The following is an 18,971-nucleotide window of genomic DNA, read 5'->3' as shown; positions in this document are numbered from 1 at the left end:
TTGTCCATGAACGCGCAGACGCATCCCTGGCCCACCGCACACAGCGTCGAGGACTTTCGGCGCAATCTGGCGGCGGTGCATCGGCGCATCGCCGATGCCTGCTCCCGCGCGGGACGCGATCCGTCCGATGTGCGCCTGCTGCCGGTCAGCAAGACCGTGCCGGAGGAGCGCATCCGTCTGGCCTACGCCGCCGGCTGCCGCGACCTGGGTGAGAACAAGGTGCAGGAGGCGCAGCGCAAGGCCGAAGCGATGGTGGATCTCGCCGACCTGCGCTGGTCGGTCATCGGCCACCTGCAGACCAACAAGGCCAAGGTCGTGGCACGCTTCGCCAGCGAGTTCCAGGCCCTGGACAGCCTGCGTGTGGCGGAGGCGCTGGACCGTCGCCTGCAAGCCGAAGGGCGCGCACTGGATGTGTTCGTGCAGGTCAACACCTCGGGCGAGGCCAGCAAGTTCGGCTTGCCGCCTTCCGAGGTGGCCGGCTTCGTCCGGGCGCTGCCGGGCTTCTCCACCCTGCGCGTGCGAGGCCTGATGACACTGGCGCTGCTGTCGGCCGATCCGGCGCGGGTCCGTCCCTGCTTCGTGCTGTTGCGCGAACTGCGTGATCGGCTGCGCCAGGAGGCGCCGGCGGGCATCGGCATGGACGAACTGTCGATGGGGATGTCCGGCGACTTCGAGCTGGCCATCGAGGAAGGCGCCACCGTCGTGCGCGTCGGCCAGGCCATCTTTGGCGCTCGCGCGACGCCAGACAGCCATTACTGGCCCGACGACGACCGGGCTGCGACATCGACCGCATCGGAGCAGACCGCATGAAGACCGCCCTGGCCCTGCGCCACATCCATTTCGAAGACCTCGGCACGCTCGAACCGCTGCTGCGCGAGCGTGGATTCGACGTGCGCTACCTCGACCCCACGACGGACGACCTGGCCGGTGAGGAGGCCGCGGCAAGCGATCTTCTCATTGCACTGGGTGGGCCGATCGGCGCCTTCGACGAGCGGGCCTATCCCTTTCTTGCCGACGAACTGCGTCTGCTCGAACGGCGCTTGGCCAGCGGCCGGCCGCTGCTCGGCATTTGTTTGGGCGCGCAATTGATCGCGCGCCTGCTCGGCGCCGCCGTCGCCCCCATGGGCTTCAAGGAGATCGGCTTCGGCGCGCTGACGCTGACGGATGCGGGCCGCCGCTCGGTGCTGGCACCGCTGGCCGGCGTGCCGGTGCTGCATTGGCACGGCGACCGCTTCGAGCTGCCTGAGGGCAGTGAACTGCTGGCGAGCACCGAAAGCTGCGTGCAGCAGGCCTACGCGGTCGGCAACCGGGTGCTGGGTCTGCAGTTCCACCTGGAAGCCGATGCCAGCCGAATCGAACGCTGGCTGGTCGGCCATTGCTGCGAGCTGGGCCAGGCCGGCGTCGATCCGCGCACGCTGCGCGCGGATGCCGAGCGGCATGGGGCAACGCTGAAGGCTGCGGCCCACCGCACGATCGGCGCGTGGCTGGACCGGCAGCAGGACACGGGGGGGCGTCCTGAATGACGGTGACCCAACCTGTGCCCATCGATGTCATCAGCATCCAGTCCCAGGTGGTCTACGGGCGGGTCGGCAACAACGCGGCGATTCCCGCGTTGGAAGCCTGCGGGCTGCTTACGACCGCGGTGCCGACCGCGCTGCTCAGCAACACCCCGCACTATCCCTCGGTCCATGGCGGTGCGGTGCCCGACGCGTGGTTCGCTGGCTGGTTGGATGACCTGGAGGCGCGCGGCATCCCCGCGTGCGCTCGCGTTGTGCAGGTCGGCTTCCTCGGCGCGCCGTCGCAGGCACGGATCCTCGCATCCTGGTGGTCGACGATGCGCGAGCGCCACCCGCAACTGCGCCTGCACCTGGATCCGGTCATTGGCGACTACGACCAAGGCGTGTATGCGGCGGCTGGCATGGCCGAGGCCTGGCGCACGCTGCTGATTCCAGAAGCCCACGGCCTCGTCCCCAATCGGTTCGAGCTGGAACAGGTCACCGGCAGAACGCTGCAGGGTCTGGCGGATTGCCGCGAGGCTGCCCGTGCGCTGTTGCGCGGCCCCACCCAATGGGTGGTGGTGACCAGTGTCCAGGATGATCCTAAAAGCGCCGTCGTCCAGACGCTGCTGGAGACGCGAGAGGGGGTATCGCGCCTCTTCGAGCATCCCCGCGTGCCCTGCGTGGTGAAAGGGGCCGGCGACTACTTCGCCGCGCGCCTGACCGGCCATTGCCTGCTTGGCATAGAGATGCCTCAGGCCGTCGAGCGCGCCTGCGGCGAAACCGCCGAGCAACTGACCCGCACCCGGCGCCTGGGCTGGGAGGAAATGGCCATCCACGCTATGGCCGGGAGCGTCCGGCCATGAATGCCTACCGCCTCGTGATTTCCCGGCATAGCCGGCTGCTGGGTCAGTTCGACAGCGAAACGCCCTGGGCGGGCGACGCGATCCGCGACCTGCTACAGCGACTTCCCGAATGCGATGGCTATCGCACCGAACTGTTCGTCGCGCGCGAAGAGCGCCGATTGCTCGAAAGCGGTCCTGGCGGCCTGAAGGTCCTCGGCCGCGAGCTCTTGTTCCAACCCTTGCCGATCACGGCGCTGCTGTCTGGCACGGCGCCCGAGGAGCCGCTCGCGTGAATCAAGCTCCCGGCCTCATGTACGCGTAGGTGGCGCGATGGAGCTGCGACACCTGCGCTGTTTCGTGGCAGTGGCCGAGGAACTGCACTTCACGCGTGCGGCGGTGCGGCTCCATATCGAGCAGTCTCCGCTGTCGCGCACCATCCGGGAGCTGGAGTCTGACCTCGGCGCCACGCTGTTCGAGCGCAATCGGCGCGGCACCCAGCTCACCTGGGCGGGCCAGGTCCTGCTGGAAGATGCCCGCCGCGTGTTCGCGGTGCTGGAACAGGCACGAACCAACGTCCGGGCCGCCGCCACGGGCTATCGCGGCATGCTGCGCCTCGCGCTGTCGGACGGTATCGCGCAGACACGCCTCGCGGCACTCCTGGCCCTGTGCCGGGAGGAGGAGCCCGATGTGGAAATCCGCCTGTTCGAGACGCCGCTCGCATCGCAAGTGCGCGGGTTGCGCGACGACACTTTCGATGCCGGGTTTGCGCAGTCTGACGAGGCTGGAGAGGGCATCCTGTGCGAGGCGGTCTGGTCCGATCCCATCCTGGTGGCCATTCCGACGCGCCATCCTTTGCTGGCCTTCAGGCAGGTCCCTCTGGATGAACTGCTGCGCTATCCCCTGATCAAGTGCCACCCGGAAACCTGCGAGGGTGCGTACCGGCAGATCAAACGGCTGCTCCGGACGGCCGCCATCCAGCCCCGGATCGCAGAGCGGGTCGCGACACTGGAATTGATGCTGACGCTGGTGGCCGCGGGCTACGGACTGGGTTTCGCCACGGCGGCGCAGATTTCGGTCTGCCGTCATCCCGAGGTCATTGCGCGGCCCCTGTCGGACCCGTCGGCATGCATGACCACCTACTTGTTGCGGCCGGACAGTGAGCCCTCGGAACCGCTGCAGCACTTCATCGAACGCGCCATGCTCTCGCGCGACGACAGTCCCGCCGTCGATCCGATCTAGCCCTGGGCAACCGCGTTCCTCGCAGCGCAGACCTTCGTCGGGGACGCCGCGCAGGTGCCATGGCAAGCCATGGGCGACCGAGCGGCTGAACGTGCCGCCGCGTCTACAGATGCAGGGTGCCGCTGGCGACGGTCACGGCCTGGCCACCGACGCGCACCGTCAATTCGTCGCCGTTTCGGGTCCATTCGACGTGGATCAGGCCATCGCGTCCCATCTCGATGCCTTGCTCCGCAAGGTAGCCACCCTGGAGAGCCGATGCGTGCCGGTGCCTTGCCAGGAATGCCGCGACACACCCGTTTCTAGACCCGCAGACGGGGTCCTCGGCCACGCCTTCGCCTGGCGCAAACGTGCGCAGGCGCAAGCGTACCGGCGCGTCGGCCTCGTGCTCGGCAAAGACGGTCACGCCGACGGCACCCGATGCGCGGCAGCGTTCGGCGATGCGAGGCAGGTTGGGACGCAGCGACGCCAGGGCGGCGACGCTGCGCAGCTCGGCGATCAGCCACGGGATGCCGGTGGAGACGACTTCTACCGGCATCGCGGCCAGCATGTTCGCATCGCAGCCCAGCAGGGCCGACATTTCCCCAGGACCGATGGCCGTGTTGCGGAACTGCGGGCTGGCCTGGGTCATCCAGTAGATCGGCGAGCCCTCGGTCGGAACGACTTCGACAGGCACGATGCCGATGCCGCAGGCCTGCCGCAGCAGACTTGCATCGACCAGATCGCCACGGTGCGCACGCACCGCGCTCGCAGTGGCGATGGTGGGGTGCCCCGCGAACGGCAGCTCGCTGGAGGGCGTGAAGATGCGCACCCGATAGTCGGTGTCGGGCGATTCCGGGGCCAGCACGAAGACCGTCTCGGACAGGTTCATCTCGCGCGCGATCCGCTGCATGGTCCGCGCATCGAGGTCGTCGGCATCGAACACGACGGCAGCCGGGTTGCCCCTGAGCGGCTGGCTCGTGAACACATCGACTTGCAGGAAGGATTTGTTCATCGCTTCTCCAGGTTCGGTCGCACCGCCTGTGCTCGGTTGCGTGCGCGTGGCCGGGAATGAATCACGCGGCCAGGGCCTTGGCGCCGCTCGACGGTCTCCACAAAAGAATCCATGCGGCGAATCCGAGGAAGCCGATGCCCGCCAAGCGCGTGCAGCGCTGGCGCCAGACGGAAGTGCCCAATGCTCCCCGCACCCGGCTTGCAATGGCGGCATAGCCGGTCAAGGTGGCGCCGCTGAGGATCACGAAGATCGCGGTCAGGCCCATGAACTGAGGGATGAGCGCCTGGTCGGCCCGGATGAACTGGGGGAAGAAGGCGGTGAAGAAGAGGATCGACTTCGGATTGGATGTCGCCACCAGGAATCCTTCCTTCGCCAGCGCGAAGGCCTGCACCGGCCCTGCGTCATGGGCACCGGCGTCCGGCGGCCGTGTGTGTCTGCCCTGCACAAGCAGGCGAAGACCGAGGTACGCCAGGTAGGCGGCGCCGGCCAGCCGCAGTGCGGTCATCGCGTGGGCGGATGCAAGCAGGAACAGGCCGACGCCCCACGCGGCCGCCGCGGAAACCACGAGCAACCCCAACATGTTGCCCAGCGTCGACCACAGGCTCGCGACCACGCCCTGGCGAGCGCCATTGCGCATCGCCAGCAGGATGGCCGGGCCGGGCGTAAGGATGGACAGCCAGGCCGCCAGGATGTAGGAAATCAGGAGCGGGATATCGGACATGGCGAACTCGGGGGGCTTCTTCGTCGGTTGTGAAGGAAGTGCACTTCGACGATAGCCAAGGCCATTCCAGCTGACCATTGAGCTTTTCTCGACGCTTGCTGAGACCTTCTCACTCGGCAATTCGACGCATCGGTCTTAAGGTTTCCAGCCAGACAACCTCACCCCGGATATCCGCGCACGCCACCATGAGCCACCTTCAGACCGTTCGCCTCTTGATGCTTCCCGGTATCGGCAATTCCGGGCCGGAGCATTGGCAGACGCGCTGGGCGTCGCGCCAGGAGCATGGCCGGCGATTCCAGCCTGCCGACTGGGACAGGCCGGACCTGGCCGACTGGCTGCAGGCACTCGATGCGGCTATCGACGAGTGCGGTGCGCCCGTCGTCTTGGTCGCACACAGCCTTTCGTGCCTGCTCGTCGCGCACTGGGCATCGCGGCCGGGAATCGGAGAAGACATCCAGCATCGGATCGCCCAGGTCCGGGGCGCCTTCCTGGTTGCCGTCCCTGACCCCGGCGCACCGGCGTTTCCAGGCGAGGCGAGCGAGTTCGGCCCGCCACCGACCGAACCCCTGCCGTTTCCCGCACTGGTGGTCGCCAGCAGCGACGACCCTTATGGCTCGCCGGAGCACGCCCGGCGCATGGCCATGGGTTGGGCAGCGGGATGCTTGGAAGTCGGCGCCCTCGGGCATATCAATGCCGCCAGCGGCGTGGGCGACTGGGACACCGGCTGGCATCTGCTGCAGGCATTCGGAGCGGGGCTGCGCGTCCAGATGCCGGCATCGAATCGACGGGGAGCATGAGCATGCGCGCGTACCGCTACCTGACCGGCATCGACGACGCGGCGTTCTGCCACCGCGTCACCGCGGCCCTGAACAGCGGCTGGGAGCTGTATGGCGCGCCGAGCCTGACCTACGACGCGGCGCGTGGCGCAGTGATCTGCGGCCAGGCCATCGTCAAGACCATCGAATCGACGACGTACAGCGAGTCACTGGACTTGTCTGTGCTCTGACGGAGATCCCCCAATGGATGCATCGACTGCGATCCTGGGCTTCACGCTGACGGCGCTGCTGCTCACCTTGACCCCCGGCCTGGACACGGCGCTGGTACTTCGCACGGCCGCTGTGGAAGGGGGGCGCAAGGCGATGAGGGCGGGCGGCGGCATCGTGACCGGCGTGCTGATCTGGGGGCTGATCGCGGCCCTCGGGCTCGGCGCGGTGCTCGCGGTCTCCCGACTCGCCTACACCCTGCTGCAGATCGCGGGCGCGGCCTATCTGCTCTGGCTCGGCTGGAAGCTGATCTCTGGCGCGCTCAAGAGCCGGCCGACGCTGCCCGCAGACGATCCGCCGCTCGTGCGTGGCGAGCGCTGGTTCCTGCGCGGTCTGCTGACGAATCTGCTCAATCCCAAGGTCGGGGTGTTCTACGTGAGCCTCCTGCCACAGTTCGTTCCCGCCGATGTGCCGGTGGTCGCGTTCAGCGTGCTGTTGGCCGGCATCCACGCCGCGATGGGACTGCTCTGGTTCGCCGCACTGGTGCTGGCCGCGCGGCCCCTGGCACGCTGGCTGCGCCGGCCCACGGTGATGCGCTCGCTCGATGCGCTCACCGGCCTGGCGCTGATGGGGTTTGGCCTGCGTCTGGCCCTGTCCAGGCCGACGAGCTGAGGTGCGAGCGGCATGGACATCGGAACCTTCCTGCTGCTGGCCGGTGCCGGCATGATCGGCGGCATCTGCAATGCGGTGGCCGGCGGCGGCACATTCTTCACCTTTCCCGCGCTGCTGGCTGCCGGCGTACCACCCGTGGTGGCCAACGCCACCAGCGCGGTGTCGATCTGGCCGGGGCATGCGAGCAGCCTGCTCGGCTATCGCAGCGAACTCGGGCGCCACCGCGCCGCGTTGCGGCGCAGCCTGCCCGTGGTCGGTGCCGGTTCGCTGGTGGGCGCCACACTGTTGGTGTTCACCGGAGATGCACAGTTCAGCCGTCTGGTGCCGTGGCTGATCCTCGTCGCGACAGTGCTGTTCGCCCTGGGACCCTGGCTGCGCCAGGCCATCGAGCGGCATGCTCGCGGTCAGGTGCCGCACCTGGCGGCTGCGGGGGCGGAGTTTCTGACCGCACTCTATGGCGGCTACTTCGGCGCCGGCCTGGGCATCATGCTGATGGCGATCCTGACCTTGCTGGGTGTGCGCGATGTCCAGGAGGCCAACGCCGTCAAGAATGCGATGGCTACCGTTGTGACCAGTGCCGCGGTGATGCTCTTCGTCGCCACCGGGTCCATCGCCTGGGCGCAAGGCAGTGCGGTCCTGCTGGGCGCGATCTTGGGAGGCTATGCCGGCGCGCGGTTGGCGCGCTGGATTCCGCCGCTGGCGCTGCGTTGGACGATCGTGGCGACCGGCCTGGCGCTCTCTGCGTACTTCGGGCTGAAGGCGGGTGCATGATGGATCGCTTGCAGCGGGCGTGCGACGCCCATGCCTGTGCCAGCACGGCGCTCCCCGGCATCGCCAATGGCGGGCGATGCTGCTTTCCGCGCTCTGCTGCGTTTGCGGACAACGTGGCACCGACCCTGCCACCCGCCTGGATCTGCCAATCCGGCTCGACCAACGAGGCGCTGTGTCGATTCAGTTGGCGAACTTTCTGTGAGGAGTCCATTCGATGAATCCACTTGATGCACTGACCGCGCTCTGGTCGCTGGGCGGGCTGCCGCCGCAGGCGCTGGCCGGGATCGCGCTGACGGGCAGCGACCCGGTGTTTCCCTCGTCCTTCGCCGTCGGCACCGCCGCGCAGACCAGCATTGCCGCGGCTGCGCTCGCCGCCTGCGAACTGTGCCATGAGCGGGGTGCTCCGCGCCAGCGTGTCACCGTGGACATGGCCCACGCCGCCGCCGAATGCACCGGCTGGTTCACGCTCGACGGCCAGGAGCCCGAGCTGTGGGACCCGTTCGCCGGCCTGTACCGCTGCGCCGATGGCCACGTGCGTGTCCACACCAACTTCCCGCACCACCGCGATGGCGCGCTGCGCCTGCTGGGCCTGGACCCCGCAACTGCCACACGCGCCGACGCAGAGCAGGCCCTGCGGGGTTGGAAGGCGCTGGACTTCGAGCAGGCCGCGGCCGACCACGCGCTGGTGGCCACGGCGTTGCGCAGCTTCGCCGAGTGGGATGCCACGCCCCAGGGTCAGGCGGTGGCCTCGCAACCCCTGATGACCATCACCCGAATCGCCGATGCGCCACCGCGTGCACTGCCGCCCCTGGCGGCCGATGAGCGGCCGCTCGCCGGCCTGCGCGTGCTCGACCTCACGCGCATCCTGGCCGGCCCCGTCGGTGGGCGGGCGATGGCGTCGTTCGGCGCGGACGTGATGCTGGTCAACTCACCGAACCTGCCCAACATCGCCGCTATTGCCGAAACCAGCCGCGGCAAGCGCTCGGCGCACATCGACCTGCGCAGCGAGGCCGGGCGCGAAGCGCTGTGGCAGCTCCTGGAAGACGCCCACGTGTTCTCGCAGGGGTACCGGCCCGGCGGCCTGGCCGCGCTCGGCTTCTCGCCCGAGGCCCTGGCCGCGCGCCGGCCCGGCATCGTCGCCGTGTCGCTGACCGCCTACGGCACGCAAGGGCCCTGGGCCGACCGGCGCGGTTTCGATTCGCTGGTGCAGACGGCAATGGGCTTCAACCACGCCGAGGGCGAGGCGGCGGGCGACGGCAAGCCGCGCGCGCTGCCGATGCAGATCCTCGACCAGGCCAGCGGCTTCCTGATGGCTTTCGGCGCCGCCGCCGCGCTGTGGCGACAGTCGCGCGAAGGGGGAAGCTGGCACGTGCAGGTGTCGCTGGCGCAGACCGGGCACTGGCTGCGCGGGCTGGGGCGCATCGAAGAGGGTCTGCGGGCCGGCAGGCCGGACCTCAGCCCCTGGCTCGCCGACGAAGTCTCCGGCTTCGGCCTGCTGCGCGCCGTGCGCCCCAGCGCGCAAATGGCGCGAACACCGGCCGGCTATGCGCGACCGTCAGTGCCGCCGGGAACGGATCGCCCGAACTGGTGAGAGCTTGTCCGCAAGCCGAGAGTTGATACGGCCGGACCCCTTGAATGAGCAATATCCCAGGTCACCCCGGCGATGCATCGCGTGCCGCACCGATGCCTGCCACGTCAGCCTTGCCCTCCCATCTGCTGTGGACCATTGCCCTGGCGGCGGGCGCATCCGTGGCCAACAGCTACTACAACCAGCCGCTTCTCGGCGAATTGAGCCGGGAGTTCGCGCTCTCTGCGGGGACCGTGACCTGGCTGCCCGTGCTCACCCAGGCGGGCAATGCCCTGGGCGTGCTGTTCCTGGCACCACTGGGTGACCGCCTGGAGCGCAAGTCGCTCATCCTGCGAACGCTGGCGACGCTGGTGCTCTCCCTGGTGCTGGCAGCCGCGTCCTCCGGCTTCGTTCAATTGGCACTGGCGAGCCTCGCCGTGGGTTTGTGCGCCACCGTGGCGCAACAACTGGTTCCCTTGGCCATCCACCTGGCGCCCTCCAACCGAAAGGGGCAGGTGCTCGGCGTGGTGACGGGCGGCATCCTGATCGGCATCCTGCTGGCCCGTGTGGTGAGCGGCTGGATGACCGAGCTTTGGGGCTGGCGGTCCGTCTTCGGTTTTTCTGCGGCACTGATGCTGGTACTGGGCTTTCGGCTGGCATGGACGCTGCCGGTGGTGCCGCCGTCCTCCGATCTCGGCTATGGACGATTGCTGCTGTCGATGTGGCATTTGGTGCGCAAGCACGCTTCCTTGCGCCAGGCTGTGGCAGTCCAGTTCCTGCTGTTTGCCAGCATGATCGGCTTCTGGGCAACGTTCGCGCTCTGGCTGGAGCGGCCGCCACTGCAGCTCGGCGCGGTATCCGCCGGCCTGTTCGCGCTGGTCGGCGTGTGCGGCGCGTTGGCTGCACCGGCGGCTGGCCGTTTTGCCGACCGGCGCGGACACGGCGCAGTCGTCCGTGCAGGCGCGGTGGGAACCGCAACGGCATTTGCCGTGCTGTACCTGGGTGGCTCATCGATCCCTGCACTCGTCCTCGGCATCTTCTTGCTCGACGTGACCGTGCAGTCAGCCCAGGTGGCGAACCAGACCATGGTCTATGCGTTGGACGCGGGTGCGCGCAGCCGGCTGAACACCGTGTTCATGGGCGCGATGCTGCTTGGCGGGGCCTTCGGCGCTGCTGCAGGCGGGTGGGCCTTCACTGCGCATGGATGGGCCGGTGTCTGCGCCTTTGGCATGCTTAGCGCCACCGTTGCGTGGGGCCTGTCTCTTCGGCAAAACCAATGATGACAAGTGAATTGACAAACCGTCTGCTGGTCGAAGCAAACCCTGACATGACGCCGATGCCATCTCAGGTGGTCATTTCGGGGTGCTCCGGCGGCGGCAAGTCGACCTTGCTCGGGGAGCTGCGGCGGCGTGGTCATGCGACCGTCGCCGAACCCGGGCGGAGGATCATCGATGAGCAGATTCGACAGGGCGGCAACGCCTTGCCATGGACCGACATGGCGGCCTTTCTGCGGGAGGCGCTGCGCGTCGCCGCCATGGATCTCGAAGGCGCGGCACGGGACGCTGGTCCGGTCTTCTTCGACCGAGGGTTGATCGACGCCGCTGCAGCGCTTCAACGACTCTACGGGGTACCGTTGGCGCAAAGTCTGGGCGAATCCCGCCCTTATGGGCGGCTCGTGTTCCTCGCACCGCCCTGGCCGGACATCTATTGCGCAGACGAGGCGCGGCGGCACGGTTTTCCCGAGGCTGAGGCGGAATACGCCCACCTGGATGCAACCTACCGGGCACTCGGCTACGAAGTCAGGTTGCTTCCGCGCGCCAGTGTGGCCGAGCGGGCCGACTTCGTTCTCGAAGCGATTCATCGCTGCTGAAGGCGAGACCAACTTGCGGCGGTTGCCCTGGATGCTGATCCGAACGCGGCCCTGCAGCATGCGTACTCACGTGCACCGTTGTCGATGAGCACGCGACGACACGGGCGCGGGCTACTGTCGTCGACAGGTGATAGGTCGGAGAAAACTGCTGGACATGGCAACGGCCGCCCTGTCTGCCAAACCGCACGCAAGCGGAGCGTAGGGCAGAAACAGGAAGCGGGGCCGAAGGTGCTAGCCGAGCGAAGCGAGGGAACGATGGAAGCCCGACAGGGGCGAAGCCCCGAAGGGGGTTCGATGCAAAGCACGACAGCGCGACCGGTCATCTTCCTTGGCCGGGGAGGCCCAGACATCAATGCCCCCGTCTTTAGTCACGTCATCAGCTCACTTGCACCATTGGCTAGCCAGACTATATGATTCATATATGTTTCATATAGATCAAAGCACATGGGTATCGTGAACATCGACGACGATCTGCATGACCAACTGCGCAAGGCCAGCGCGGTATCGTGCCGGTCAATCAATGCGCAGGCGGCCTTCTGGATCAGGATCGGCATGCTGTGCGAAATGAACCCGACACTGAGCTTCAACGACATCGTCACCCGTGAGCTGCGGGCCGCAGGCGTTGTGGCGCAACCCATCAAGATGGGGTCGGCATGACCAAGCGCCCAGAAGAAATCGCGCTGATGGCCGAGTCAGGCCAGCTTTTGGCGCAGGTGTTCAGCCATCTTGATCGGCTGAACCTGATCGGCATGTCCACGATGCAGGTCAACGATCTAGTCGATGACTTCATCGTCTATGAACTCAAAGCGCGCCCGGCCAGCAAAGGGCAATACGGGTACGCCTACGCGCTCAACGCCTCCCGCAACCATGTGGTCTGCCACGGCGTTCCTTCCGCCAAGGACATTCTGCAGGACGGGGACATCGTCAATTTCGACATCACGCTGGAGAAGAACGGCTACATCGCCGATTCCAGCAAGACCTATCTGGTCGGCGAGGTGTCACACCAGGCGAAGCGGCTCGTGCAAGTGGCTTATGAAGCGATGTGGAAAGGCATCCAGGCCGTCCGCCCAGGCGCCACGCTCGGCGACGTGGGCCACGCCATCGAGCGGCATGCCCGCAGGAATGGCTATTCGATCGTCAGGGAATACTGTGGCCACGGCATCGGCCGTGAAATGCACGAGGAGCCGCAAGTGCTGCACTGGGGTAAACCGCGAACGGGTCTGGCGCTTCGGGAAGGGATGGTGTTTACCATCGAGCCGATGGTAAACAAGGGGCGGTCCGCCGTCCGAACAGAGGTCGATGGGTGGACGGTCGTCACGCGTGACGGGCAATTGTCGGCTCAGTTCGAGCATACCGTGGCCGTCACTGCGAGCGGTGTGCGCGTCTTGACGCTGCGCCCGGGCGAAAAGGCGTTGCACTGATTCAACGTAGTGGACAGGAACGCCTTGCGACGATCCAATGGCCGCGTCAAACAACGATCCGCCCGGCCAGCCGCTCATCGCGCGCACAGGCGCTCAATCGCTCCTCGGCACGGAACCACGGGTCGCGTTCGATCGGCAGGCCCAGCCGGCCGAGCACCGTCGCCAGTTCGCCCAGACTGACCCAGCCGATTTCCGGCGTCCCAGGCCCAGATCGCAAAGACCAAATGCGTGGTCATTGTCATCGCCGAGATCAATCTCGGTCAGCAGTCAAGCCACGTCGGCGTCCGGTGTGAACAGCTTGGCCACGAGACCGGATTGGCCCATACCCATCCACTGCACACAGTCAGCTTTTGGCAAGCGCGCAGGTCCGATCAGCGAGTCGGGGCGGACAGGGATGGTGAAAACGGGGCAAGGTGGTCTCCGCTTTGTTTGTCGCGTCGAGGCCTGGTTTCGGTTCGACTGTCACCGGATTGGCTTCCCTACGGTGTTGTCTCATGGACCCTCGCGCTGCTCCTCAAGCCGCCCGTGCTCGCTCAGCATGGCTCGCTGCGGGCATTGCTATCCTGGCGTTGGCCACCCGAGCGGCTGCTGCGGAAGTATGGGTCGTTACCGACTCCCACCACTCGGTCCTTGGCCAGGCTGACCGACACCTCATCCTGGACGCGGCCGCGGTGCTCGAAGCGGAGCTGGCCGACAACCTGCCCACCGATCCTGAGCGCGCCAGCGCCATCGTCCAGCAACGCCTGAAGCTGGGCGGTACAGACCTGCAGCGAAGGATCGGCACCGCCTACCAGGGCGTTGCCGATGCCTGGAGCCTTGGCGTCGCCAAGGTTCCGGCCATCGTGGTGGATCGCCGATACGTGGTCTATGGCGAGACGGACGTGGCCCGTGCGGTTTCCCGCATCGACCAATACCGGAGGACGCAGCCATGACGAGGCGTCCGTTCGCACCATCCCGGCGCCAGCGGTTGGCCATCGCAGCGCTGCTGCTGGGGTGTTCCGCATCGTCCTTTGCACTGAACACCGCCACCATCGTGGCCTCCACCCTGTCGCCGGATTGCCTGGAGTACCGCGTCACCGGCATCTGCTACTGGCTCTATTGCACCTGGACGGGATGCACCGTGCGCACCTCGGTCAAGGTGCGCCACTACATCCCGGATGCCGTGGTGTCGAGCTACTCGAACACCGGCGAGAACCCTTGGGTCGAGGTGCGGGCGATGAGCCTGCCGAACCCGACCGCGAAGGCCGGCGGCGACGGCACCACCAACGAGGATCACGAGAACAACCTGGCGAAGTTCAAGAACGCCGACGTCATCGGCCATCCCGGTGGCCATGTGTTCAGCCAGTTCGCCAGCGCGTCCGGCTACACCTGCGAGGGCGCCGGCACCGCCTTCATGCCCTATCTGCTGAGCACGCTCGACACGCTGGCATGGCGCTACAACATCCCCGAGGCGCTGTATCCGGAAGCACTGATTCCCGGCCGGCGCGAGATCGGCACGCGCACGGCCATGAATCTCTGGGGCAACGTCTATCCGCGTGGCGGCTTCCTGCACCAGGTGGATGACCACAAGGCCGCAGCCGTGGTCGCCCAGCGCGCGGGTGACATCGTGACGCGCCGCAACCAGATCCACGTCTACCAACCGCTGCTCGCCAGTTCGCGCGATGGCTACTGGCCGGCCGGCGCCCTGATGGAAACCGATGCCGCCACGGGCAAGTGGCAGGAGCTGACCCCCACGCTGTCCAGCAGTTGCGCGGTATTCCCCCACGGCAATGCCAAGGTGCAGGCCCGGCAAGGCGACTACGCCTGGGCATTGTGGCGTCCTTATAGCTGCTGCCAGCGCCGCGGCCAGGTGTTCCTCGGCAGCGTCGATTTCCTGTGAGACCCGATGCCATGACGACTTCATTTCCGAGCGCCCGTCGATTTCTGTACGTCGCATTGGCCGTTGTCGCAGCGTTGTGCTACTCCAACGCCGGGGCGCAGACCAGCGTCAACGAGTACGGCGTCCAGCATCAAGGCAGCGTGATAGGCGACGACGTGCTCTACAGCATTGGGGGCGGCCGCGCGGTGTCCATGAGCGGTGCGGCCAACATGCACTCCATCGGCGTTGGCGTCGGCTGGAACAGCAACCTGATCTGTGGCGACATGAGCATCACCACCACGCTGCAGAACCAGTTGAACGGCATCACCAATGGCTTCCAGGCCATCATGTCCTCGGTGATCCAGAACGCCACCGCTGCCGTGGCGTCGCTGCCCGCCTTGATCATCCAGCGCGCCGATCCAGGGCTGTACAACCTGTTGACCAATGGAGTGCTGCAAGCCAGGCTGGATTTCGATCGCAGCAAGCTGACCTGCCGTGCCATCGCCAACCGCATGGCCGACATGGCGGGTGGGCAGCTCGGCTGGGACCAGCTCGCCGAAGGCATGGCGCTGAAGCAGGCCGTCGCGAGCACCGATGCGGTCTCAGCGATCGACGACGCCGAGGCGAACCGTGGCAACAATGGCGTGCCGTGGGTCGGCGGAGACAACGCTGGCGGCGCGGGCCAACGTCCGGTGCGTGTGGTCGGCGACGTGACCCGCGCCGGCTACAACCTGCTCAATGGCCGTGGCGTCGGCGATGCCAGTTCGATTCCGCAAGCCAGTTGCAGCGGCAACCTGGCATGCCAGACCTGGAGTTCGCCCGATGCCGCCGCAGCCTGGGCCATTCGCGTGCTGGGCGAGCAGGAACAGCGCACCTGCGATGCATGCACCAAGACCGTCACCACGCCGGGCGTTGGCCTGACCCCGCTGATTCAGGAGGAATACGAGGACAAGCTGCAGGCCCTGCAGGAGCTGGTCGCCGGCAGCCGTCCGACCACGGCGCAGAACCTGCAGGCTGCGAGTAGCGCGTCGCTGCCCATCACCCGTGGCGTGATCGAGGCGCTGCGCGACGAGACGGACCAGGACATCCTGGCTCGGCGCCTGGCCTCGGAGGTTGCGCTGGCCAGCGTGCTGGAGAAGGCGCTGCTGCTGCAACGCACGCTGCTGACCGGGCGCAAGGAGCCCAACGTGGCCGCCAACGAACTGGCCCAGAAGGCCGTCACCCACGAAAGCGACATCCTCGATCGCGAGATTCACAACCTGAAGGCAGAGCTGGAGCTGCGCCGCGAACTGGCCAGCAATTCGCCGATGGCGATCATCCAGCGCCACAGCACCCGCGCCGCCGGTGCGCGTGGCATCTACGAGGGTGACCCGGTGCGCAATCGGGTCGATGAACTGCAGCGGCCGCCGTCTGGCGGAAGCCATCCATGAATACCGTGGGGCGGTGCCTGCGCTGGCTGTCCAGCCGGCGTGCCATCCTGGTGCTGGTGTGGGCGGTGTCGCTGCTGATCGCCGCGACCGCCGTCAATGTGGTCGGCATCCGCATCGCGGGCGGCATCGAGGGCTGGCAGCGCTGGATGGCGGCGCAATCCGGGGCCTTCCTGGCCTGGCGGTTGTTGCTCTACGCCGCCACCGCCTGGGGTTGGCTCTGGATGCGACGTCGCCTGCGCGCGCGGGAACCGGAGCGCGCTGCCGGGCAACGGCTGCTGCGCGCGGAGGTTGCGGCCATCGTCGCCGTGATCGTGCTGGAAGCCAGCCTGCTGATGCAGGCACGGTAGCGCGAGGTTCGCCATGACGCTGTACACCACCGACTACCTGGAGTACTACCTGACGCTGGTGTCCTGGGTGGTCCACAACGGCATCTGGTCGGTGCTGGTCGCCAGCGGCGTGTTCGCCGTCCCGTTCCTGGCGATCGTCATCCAGGAATGGTTGAAGGGCCGCGCGGAAGGCGCGGACGAAGGCAACAAGGGCGTGCTGTCCTCGGCTCGCATCGAGAACCGCGTCTTCGTCGCCATCGTGGTGATCATGTTCGCGGGCATTCCCTTCATCTACGTCGATTTCAACACCATCAAGTACGACCGTTCGCGTTCGACCCAATGCCAAGTAAATGTCCCAGAGCCGACCGATACGGGCTGGTCGCAATCGTTTAGCACGATCAACAACCAGTCGGCCAAGGTGCCGGTGTGGTGGTTCGCCATGCACGCGATCTCGCGCGCGATCACCGGCGCTTCGGTCGCGGCCATTCCTTGCGGCACCGACCTGCGGCAGATCCGCATGGACATTGACGCGACCCGCATCGACGACCCGGTGCTGGCCCAGGAGATCAGCGACTTCACCCGCGACTGCTACGGCCCCGCCCGCGCCAAGCTGTTCATGACCCGGCCCAGCCTGAGCGAGGAGCAGATGCACGACGTCACCTGGATCGGCTCCAGCTACTTCGTCGGCACCGCCGGCTTCTACGACAGCTACCGCTCCAGGACTCCGCGCGATGCCTGGCCGTTCGACGCCACGCGCGACGCCGGCCTGGCCCAGGTGCCCGGCGGGGGCGGCTACCCGACCTGCCGGCAGTGGTGGTCCGACGGCGACCACGGCCTGCGGGCACGACTGCTGGCCAAGGTCGATCCCAGCCTGCTGACGCGACTGGTCGGCTGGGCGGGCTTCCTGAGCCAGTCCGAGGTCAACGATTCGGTGATCCGCGCCGTCGCAAGCCCTCGCCAGCAGAAGCTCAACCAGGGGGCGGTCTACACGGACTACGGTGGCCAGATCGACATGACGCTGCCCAACATCGTCACGCGCGCCGCCAGTGACGTCGGGCTGACCGTCGGGTCACTGGGCTATTTCCCGGCGATGGACGTGGTGCGGCAGGCGCTGCCGATGGTGCTGTCCCTGCTCAAGATGGCGCTGGTCATCTGCATCCCGCTGGTGCTGCTGATCGGCACCTATGACCTCAAGACCGTGGTCACGGTGAGCGTGGTGCAGTTCGCGCTGTTCTTCACCGACTTCTGGTTCCAACTCGCCCGCTGGATCGACTCGACGATCCTCGATGCGCTCTACGGCTGGGGATGGGGCTGGAACCGGCCGCACACGAACTTCGATCCGCTGGTGGGCCTCAACAACACCTTCGGAGACATGCTGCTGAACTTCGTGATGGCGACGATGTTCTTGATCTTGCCGGCGTTCTGGATGACGGCATTGGTCTGGGCAGGGGTCAGGGCCGGCAATGTTCTGCAAGGACTGGGTACGGGCACTCGCGATGCGGGACAGGCAGGCAGTAAAGGCTCGGGCATGCTGATCAGTGCAGCCAAGAAAAAGTAGGGGTCATCACGAGTCAGTCGTCTCCAAACCGCGGGTCAGGATCGTCGTTGTACGACGCTGGGTGGTAGAACAGGCTTTCGCGATGATCCAGCTCTTCGGCCTTGCTTCCGAGGAAATCATCTTCGCCTTGCGGCGCTTGCTCCGCCATCCTGGCTGCCACAACGAGAGCGACCAGCAACAGCGCCGCCCAGACCGCGACGTACAGCAACACCCCGAGGATCGCCAGCTTGACCATCCAGATCAGCACCCTTGCACCGCCTGCCGGCAGACCCTGCGCCATCAGCCACCGATGTGTCCGACGCTCCGCGCGCAGGCAACCGCCCCATACACCGCCCAGCCAGCGGCCGAGTCGCGCTGCGGTGGTCATGCGTGCGGTGTGCTTCATGGTTGGCTACCTCATGGTCGTTCCACGGTCGTTGGGCAAGGTGATGCCGGTTTCCTTCATGCCTGCCGCGCCGCGAATGCTTCGGCGGTCATGATCAGGCCAGGAAAGTCCTCTCGCATGGCGAGAATGTCCGCATCCCCCGTGATCAACGCATCCGCCTTGCCGACATGCGCGAGCACCAGGAACACCTGGTCCTTCTTGTCGCGGCAGACCGGCAGGTCTGGCCATGGCGCAGGCAGTTCCACCACATCGGCGTAGGGCAGAAAGTCCGCCAGCAACTCCTGCTGTTCCGAGGTCGACAGCTTGAACTTGGGATAGGCCAGGACGCGCAGGAGTTCACTGGCCGTCTCCCGGCAGACCAGCGGCTGCAACTGCTGGTGCTGCCAGGCGTGGCGTATCCAGGCCAGGCGTCCGGCACTGAAGATCAGCGCCGACAGCACGATGTTGGTGTCGAGGACGACCCTGCGCATCACTGCCGTGCCCAGGCCACGGCATCCTCAACGTCCTGCTCGGTGATCCCGAGTTGCTCCAGCTTCTCGCGCACAGCCTGTGCCTTCTGGACGCGCACGGGGGTCAGGACGATCCGACCGCCCTCGACGGTGACGTCGAAGTACTCCGCCGCATCCACGCCGGACACGGCCGCCTTGGGCAGCGTGATCTGATTTTTCGATGTGAGCTTGGCAAGCATGGGAGGCCTCCATAAGTTTCAAAGGAAATCTTACTTCCTTACTTCATTCTCGACAAGCATGCCTTCGGGCGCAGGGGTTTCAGGGCCTGCTGCGCTTTCAGCGCCGGTTGAAACGGACTGATCTGGTGAAAACACAGTGCCTGTTCCGCT

General features: G+C 66.7%; 24 protein-coding genes and 1 pseudogene. 19 read left to right on the top strand and 6 right to left on the bottom strand.

What is annotated here, in order from left to right; genetic code table 11:
• The first annotated feature begins 6 nt into the window (after nt 1–6).
• Genes PCQ86_RS11610 through PCQ86_RS11590 form a run of 5 tightly spaced genes read left to right on the top strand, consistent with a single transcriptional unit; the run spans nt 7 to nt 3,580 of the window.
• Nucleotides 7–810, top strand: coding sequence for a YggS family pyridoxal phosphate-dependent enzyme (locus tag PCQ86_RS11610; RefSeq protein ID WP_021205431.1), 804 nt, complete (start codon nt 7–9; stop codon nt 808–810).
• Entirely contained in the window at nt 807–1,523 is a 717-nt protein-coding gene (locus PCQ86_RS11605) for a glutamine amidotransferase (RefSeq protein ID WP_270173792.1), read from the top strand. The genes PCQ86_RS11610 and PCQ86_RS11605 overlap by 4 nt, the downstream gene beginning before the upstream one ends.
• Nucleotides 1,520–2,362, top strand: coding sequence for a PfkB family carbohydrate kinase (locus tag PCQ86_RS11600; RefSeq protein ID WP_270173791.1), 843 nt, complete (start codon nt 1,520–1,522; stop codon nt 2,360–2,362). The genes PCQ86_RS11605 and PCQ86_RS11600 overlap by 4 nt, the downstream gene beginning before the upstream one ends.
• Nucleotides 2,359–2,634, top strand: a complete 276-nt coding sequence (locus tag PCQ86_RS11595) for a hypothetical protein (RefSeq protein ID WP_024889575.1) — start codon at nt 2,359–2,361, stop codon at nt 2,632–2,634. Before PCQ86_RS11600 ends, PCQ86_RS11595 begins: the two co-directional genes overlap by 4 nt.
• A gap of 37 nt (nt 2,635–2,671) precedes the next feature.
• Nucleotides 2,672–3,580, top strand: coding sequence for a LysR family transcriptional regulator (locus PCQ86_RS11590; RefSeq protein ID WP_029578113.1), 909 nt, complete (start codon nt 2,672–2,674; stop codon nt 3,578–3,580).
• Nucleotides 3,581–3,683: 103 nt separating this feature from the next.
• Here the strand turns inward: PCQ86_RS11590 and PCQ86_RS11585 are convergent, their stop codons facing one another.
• Both PCQ86_RS11585 and PCQ86_RS11580 read right to left on the bottom strand, forming a co-directional pair.
• Entirely contained in the window at nt 3,684–4,571 is an 888-nt protein-coding gene (locus PCQ86_RS11585) for a PhzF family phenazine biosynthesis protein (RefSeq protein WP_270173790.1), read from the bottom strand.
• Nucleotides 4,572–4,632: 61 nt separating this feature from the next.
• A complete protein-coding gene (locus PCQ86_RS11580; protein ID WP_270173789.1) occupies nt 4,633–5,292 on the bottom strand; it encodes a LysE family translocator in 660 nt (219 codons plus the stop codon).
• A gap of 185 nt (nt 5,293–5,477) precedes the next feature.
• On the opposite strand from PCQ86_RS11580, the gene PCQ86_RS11575 reads away from it, so the two are divergent.
• From PCQ86_RS11575 to map, 9 genes are all read left to right on the top strand, one after another.
• Nucleotides 5,478–6,089: an RBBP9/YdeN family alpha/beta hydrolase gene (locus tag PCQ86_RS11575; protein ID WP_134552537.1), complete on the top strand. Its 612-nt coding sequence runs from the start codon at nt 5,478–5,480 to the stop codon at nt 6,087–6,089.
• Nucleotides 6,086–6,298, top strand: a complete 213-nt coding sequence (locus tag PCQ86_RS11570) for a DUF1737 domain-containing protein (protein ID WP_221886791.1) — start codon at nt 6,086–6,088, stop codon at nt 6,296–6,298. Before PCQ86_RS11575 ends, PCQ86_RS11570 begins: the two co-directional genes overlap by 4 nt.
• A gap of 13 nt (nt 6,299–6,311) precedes the next feature.
• The gene (locus tag PCQ86_RS11565; protein WP_270173788.1) at nt 6,312–6,947 is read left to right on the top strand and encodes a LysE family translocator; all 636 of its coding nucleotides are present in this window, start codon (nt 6,312–6,314) and stop codon (nt 6,945–6,947) included.
• 12 nt (nt 6,948–6,959) lie between these two features.
• The gene (locus PCQ86_RS11560) at nt 6,960–7,718 is read left to right on the top strand and encodes a sulfite exporter TauE/SafE family protein (RefSeq protein WP_029578107.1); all 759 of its coding nucleotides are present in this window, start codon (nt 6,960–6,962) and stop codon (nt 7,716–7,718) included.
• A 214-nt stretch (nt 7,719–7,932) separates the two neighbouring features.
• Nucleotides 7,933–9,309 carry a CoA transferase gene (locus PCQ86_RS11555; RefSeq protein WP_270173787.1) on the top strand — a complete coding sequence of 459 codons (1,377 nt, stop codon included), beginning with the start codon at nt 7,933–7,935 and terminating at the stop codon, nt 9,307–9,309.
• Between the two features lie 44 nt (nt 9,310–9,353).
• Nucleotides 9,354–10,565 carry an MFS transporter gene (locus PCQ86_RS11550; protein ID WP_080666499.1) on the top strand — a complete coding sequence of 404 codons (1,212 nt, stop codon included), beginning with the start codon at nt 9,354–9,356 and terminating at the stop codon, nt 10,563–10,565.
• Nucleotides 10,566–10,576: 11 nt separating this feature from the next.
• Entirely contained in the window at nt 10,577–11,155 is a 579-nt protein-coding gene (locus PCQ86_RS11545; RefSeq protein ID WP_333489906.1) for an AAA family ATPase, read from the top strand.
• 444 nt (nt 11,156–11,599) lie between these two features.
• On the top strand, nt 11,600–11,812 hold the full coding sequence (locus PCQ86_RS11540) for a ParD-like family protein (RefSeq protein WP_020649375.1): 213 nt from the start codon (nt 11,600–11,602) through the stop codon (nt 11,810–11,812).
• Nucleotides 11,809–12,576: a type I methionyl aminopeptidase gene (gene map / locus PCQ86_RS11535; protein ID WP_020649374.1), complete on the top strand. Its 768-nt coding sequence runs from the start codon at nt 11,809–11,811 to the stop codon at nt 12,574–12,576. The genes PCQ86_RS11540 and map overlap by 4 nt, the downstream gene beginning before the upstream one ends.
• Nucleotides 12,577–12,622: 46 nt before the next feature.
• Here map and PCQ86_RS11530 read toward each other — a convergent pair.
• Nucleotides 12,623–12,882: pseudogene (locus tag PCQ86_RS11530) on the bottom strand (DUF2958 domain-containing protein); the annotation flags it as partial.
• 188 nt (nt 12,883–13,070) lie between these two features.
• Here PCQ86_RS11530 and PCQ86_RS11525 point away from each other — a divergent pair.
• The 5 genes from PCQ86_RS11525 to PCQ86_RS11505 are packed head-to-tail and all read left to right on the top strand — an operon-like array spanning nt 13,071 to nt 17,748.
• Complete coding sequence (locus PCQ86_RS11525; RefSeq protein WP_150084256.1) at nt 13,071–13,508, top strand: TIGR03757 family integrating conjugative element protein; 438 nt, start codon at nt 13,071–13,073, stop codon at nt 13,506–13,508.
• Nucleotides 13,505–14,455 carry a TIGR03756 family integrating conjugative element protein gene (locus PCQ86_RS11520; protein WP_031635008.1) on the top strand — a complete coding sequence of 317 codons (951 nt, stop codon included), beginning with the start codon at nt 13,505–13,507 and terminating at the stop codon, nt 14,453–14,455. The genes PCQ86_RS11525 and PCQ86_RS11520 overlap by 4 nt, the downstream gene beginning before the upstream one ends.
• An 11-nt stretch (nt 14,456–14,466) precedes the next feature.
• A complete protein-coding gene (locus PCQ86_RS11515) occupies nt 14,467–15,864 on the top strand; it encodes an integrating conjugative element protein (protein WP_270173786.1) in 1,398 nt (465 codons plus the stop codon).
• Nucleotides 15,861–16,211 carry a hypothetical protein gene (locus tag PCQ86_RS11510; protein WP_009618109.1) on the top strand — a complete coding sequence of 117 codons (351 nt, stop codon included), beginning with the start codon at nt 15,861–15,863 and terminating at the stop codon, nt 16,209–16,211. The genes PCQ86_RS11515 and PCQ86_RS11510 overlap by 4 nt, the downstream gene beginning before the upstream one ends.
• Before the next feature lie 13 nt (nt 16,212–16,224).
• On the top strand, nt 16,225–17,748 hold the full coding sequence (locus PCQ86_RS11505) for a conjugal transfer protein TraG N-terminal domain-containing protein (protein WP_270173785.1): 1,524 nt from the start codon (nt 16,225–16,227) through the stop codon (nt 17,746–17,748).
• A gap of 13 nt (nt 17,749–17,761) precedes the next feature.
• Here the strand turns inward: PCQ86_RS11505 and PCQ86_RS11500 are convergent, their stop codons facing one another.
• From PCQ86_RS11500 to PCQ86_RS11490, 3 genes are read right to left on the bottom strand one after another with little or no spacing between them, the layout of a single operon-like run.
• Entirely contained in the window at nt 17,762–18,133 is a 372-nt protein-coding gene (locus PCQ86_RS11500; protein WP_238955030.1) for a DUF3742 family protein, read from the bottom strand.
• A 56-nt stretch (nt 18,134–18,189) separates the two neighbouring features.
• The gene (locus PCQ86_RS11495) at nt 18,190–18,603 is read right to left on the bottom strand and encodes a putative toxin-antitoxin system toxin component, PIN family (protein ID WP_020649368.1); all 414 of its coding nucleotides are present in this window, start codon (nt 18,601–18,603) and stop codon (nt 18,190–18,192) included.
• Nucleotides 18,603–18,821, bottom strand: a complete 219-nt coding sequence (locus tag PCQ86_RS11490; protein ID WP_021205410.1) for an AbrB/MazE/SpoVT family DNA-binding domain-containing protein — start codon at nt 18,819–18,821, stop codon at nt 18,603–18,605. The genes PCQ86_RS11495 and PCQ86_RS11490 overlap by 1 nt, the downstream gene beginning before the upstream one ends.
• Between the last annotated feature and the right edge of the window lie 150 nt (nt 18,822–18,971).

This window comes from Diaphorobacter sp. ED-3 (assembly GCF_027625375.1).
Lineage (GTDB): Bacteria > Pseudomonadota > Gammaproteobacteria > Burkholderiales > Burkholderiaceae_C > Diaphorobacter > Diaphorobacter nitroreducens.
Note: the sequence above shows the minus strand (reverse complement) of the source record. Positions and strands in the feature narration are given on the sequence as shown.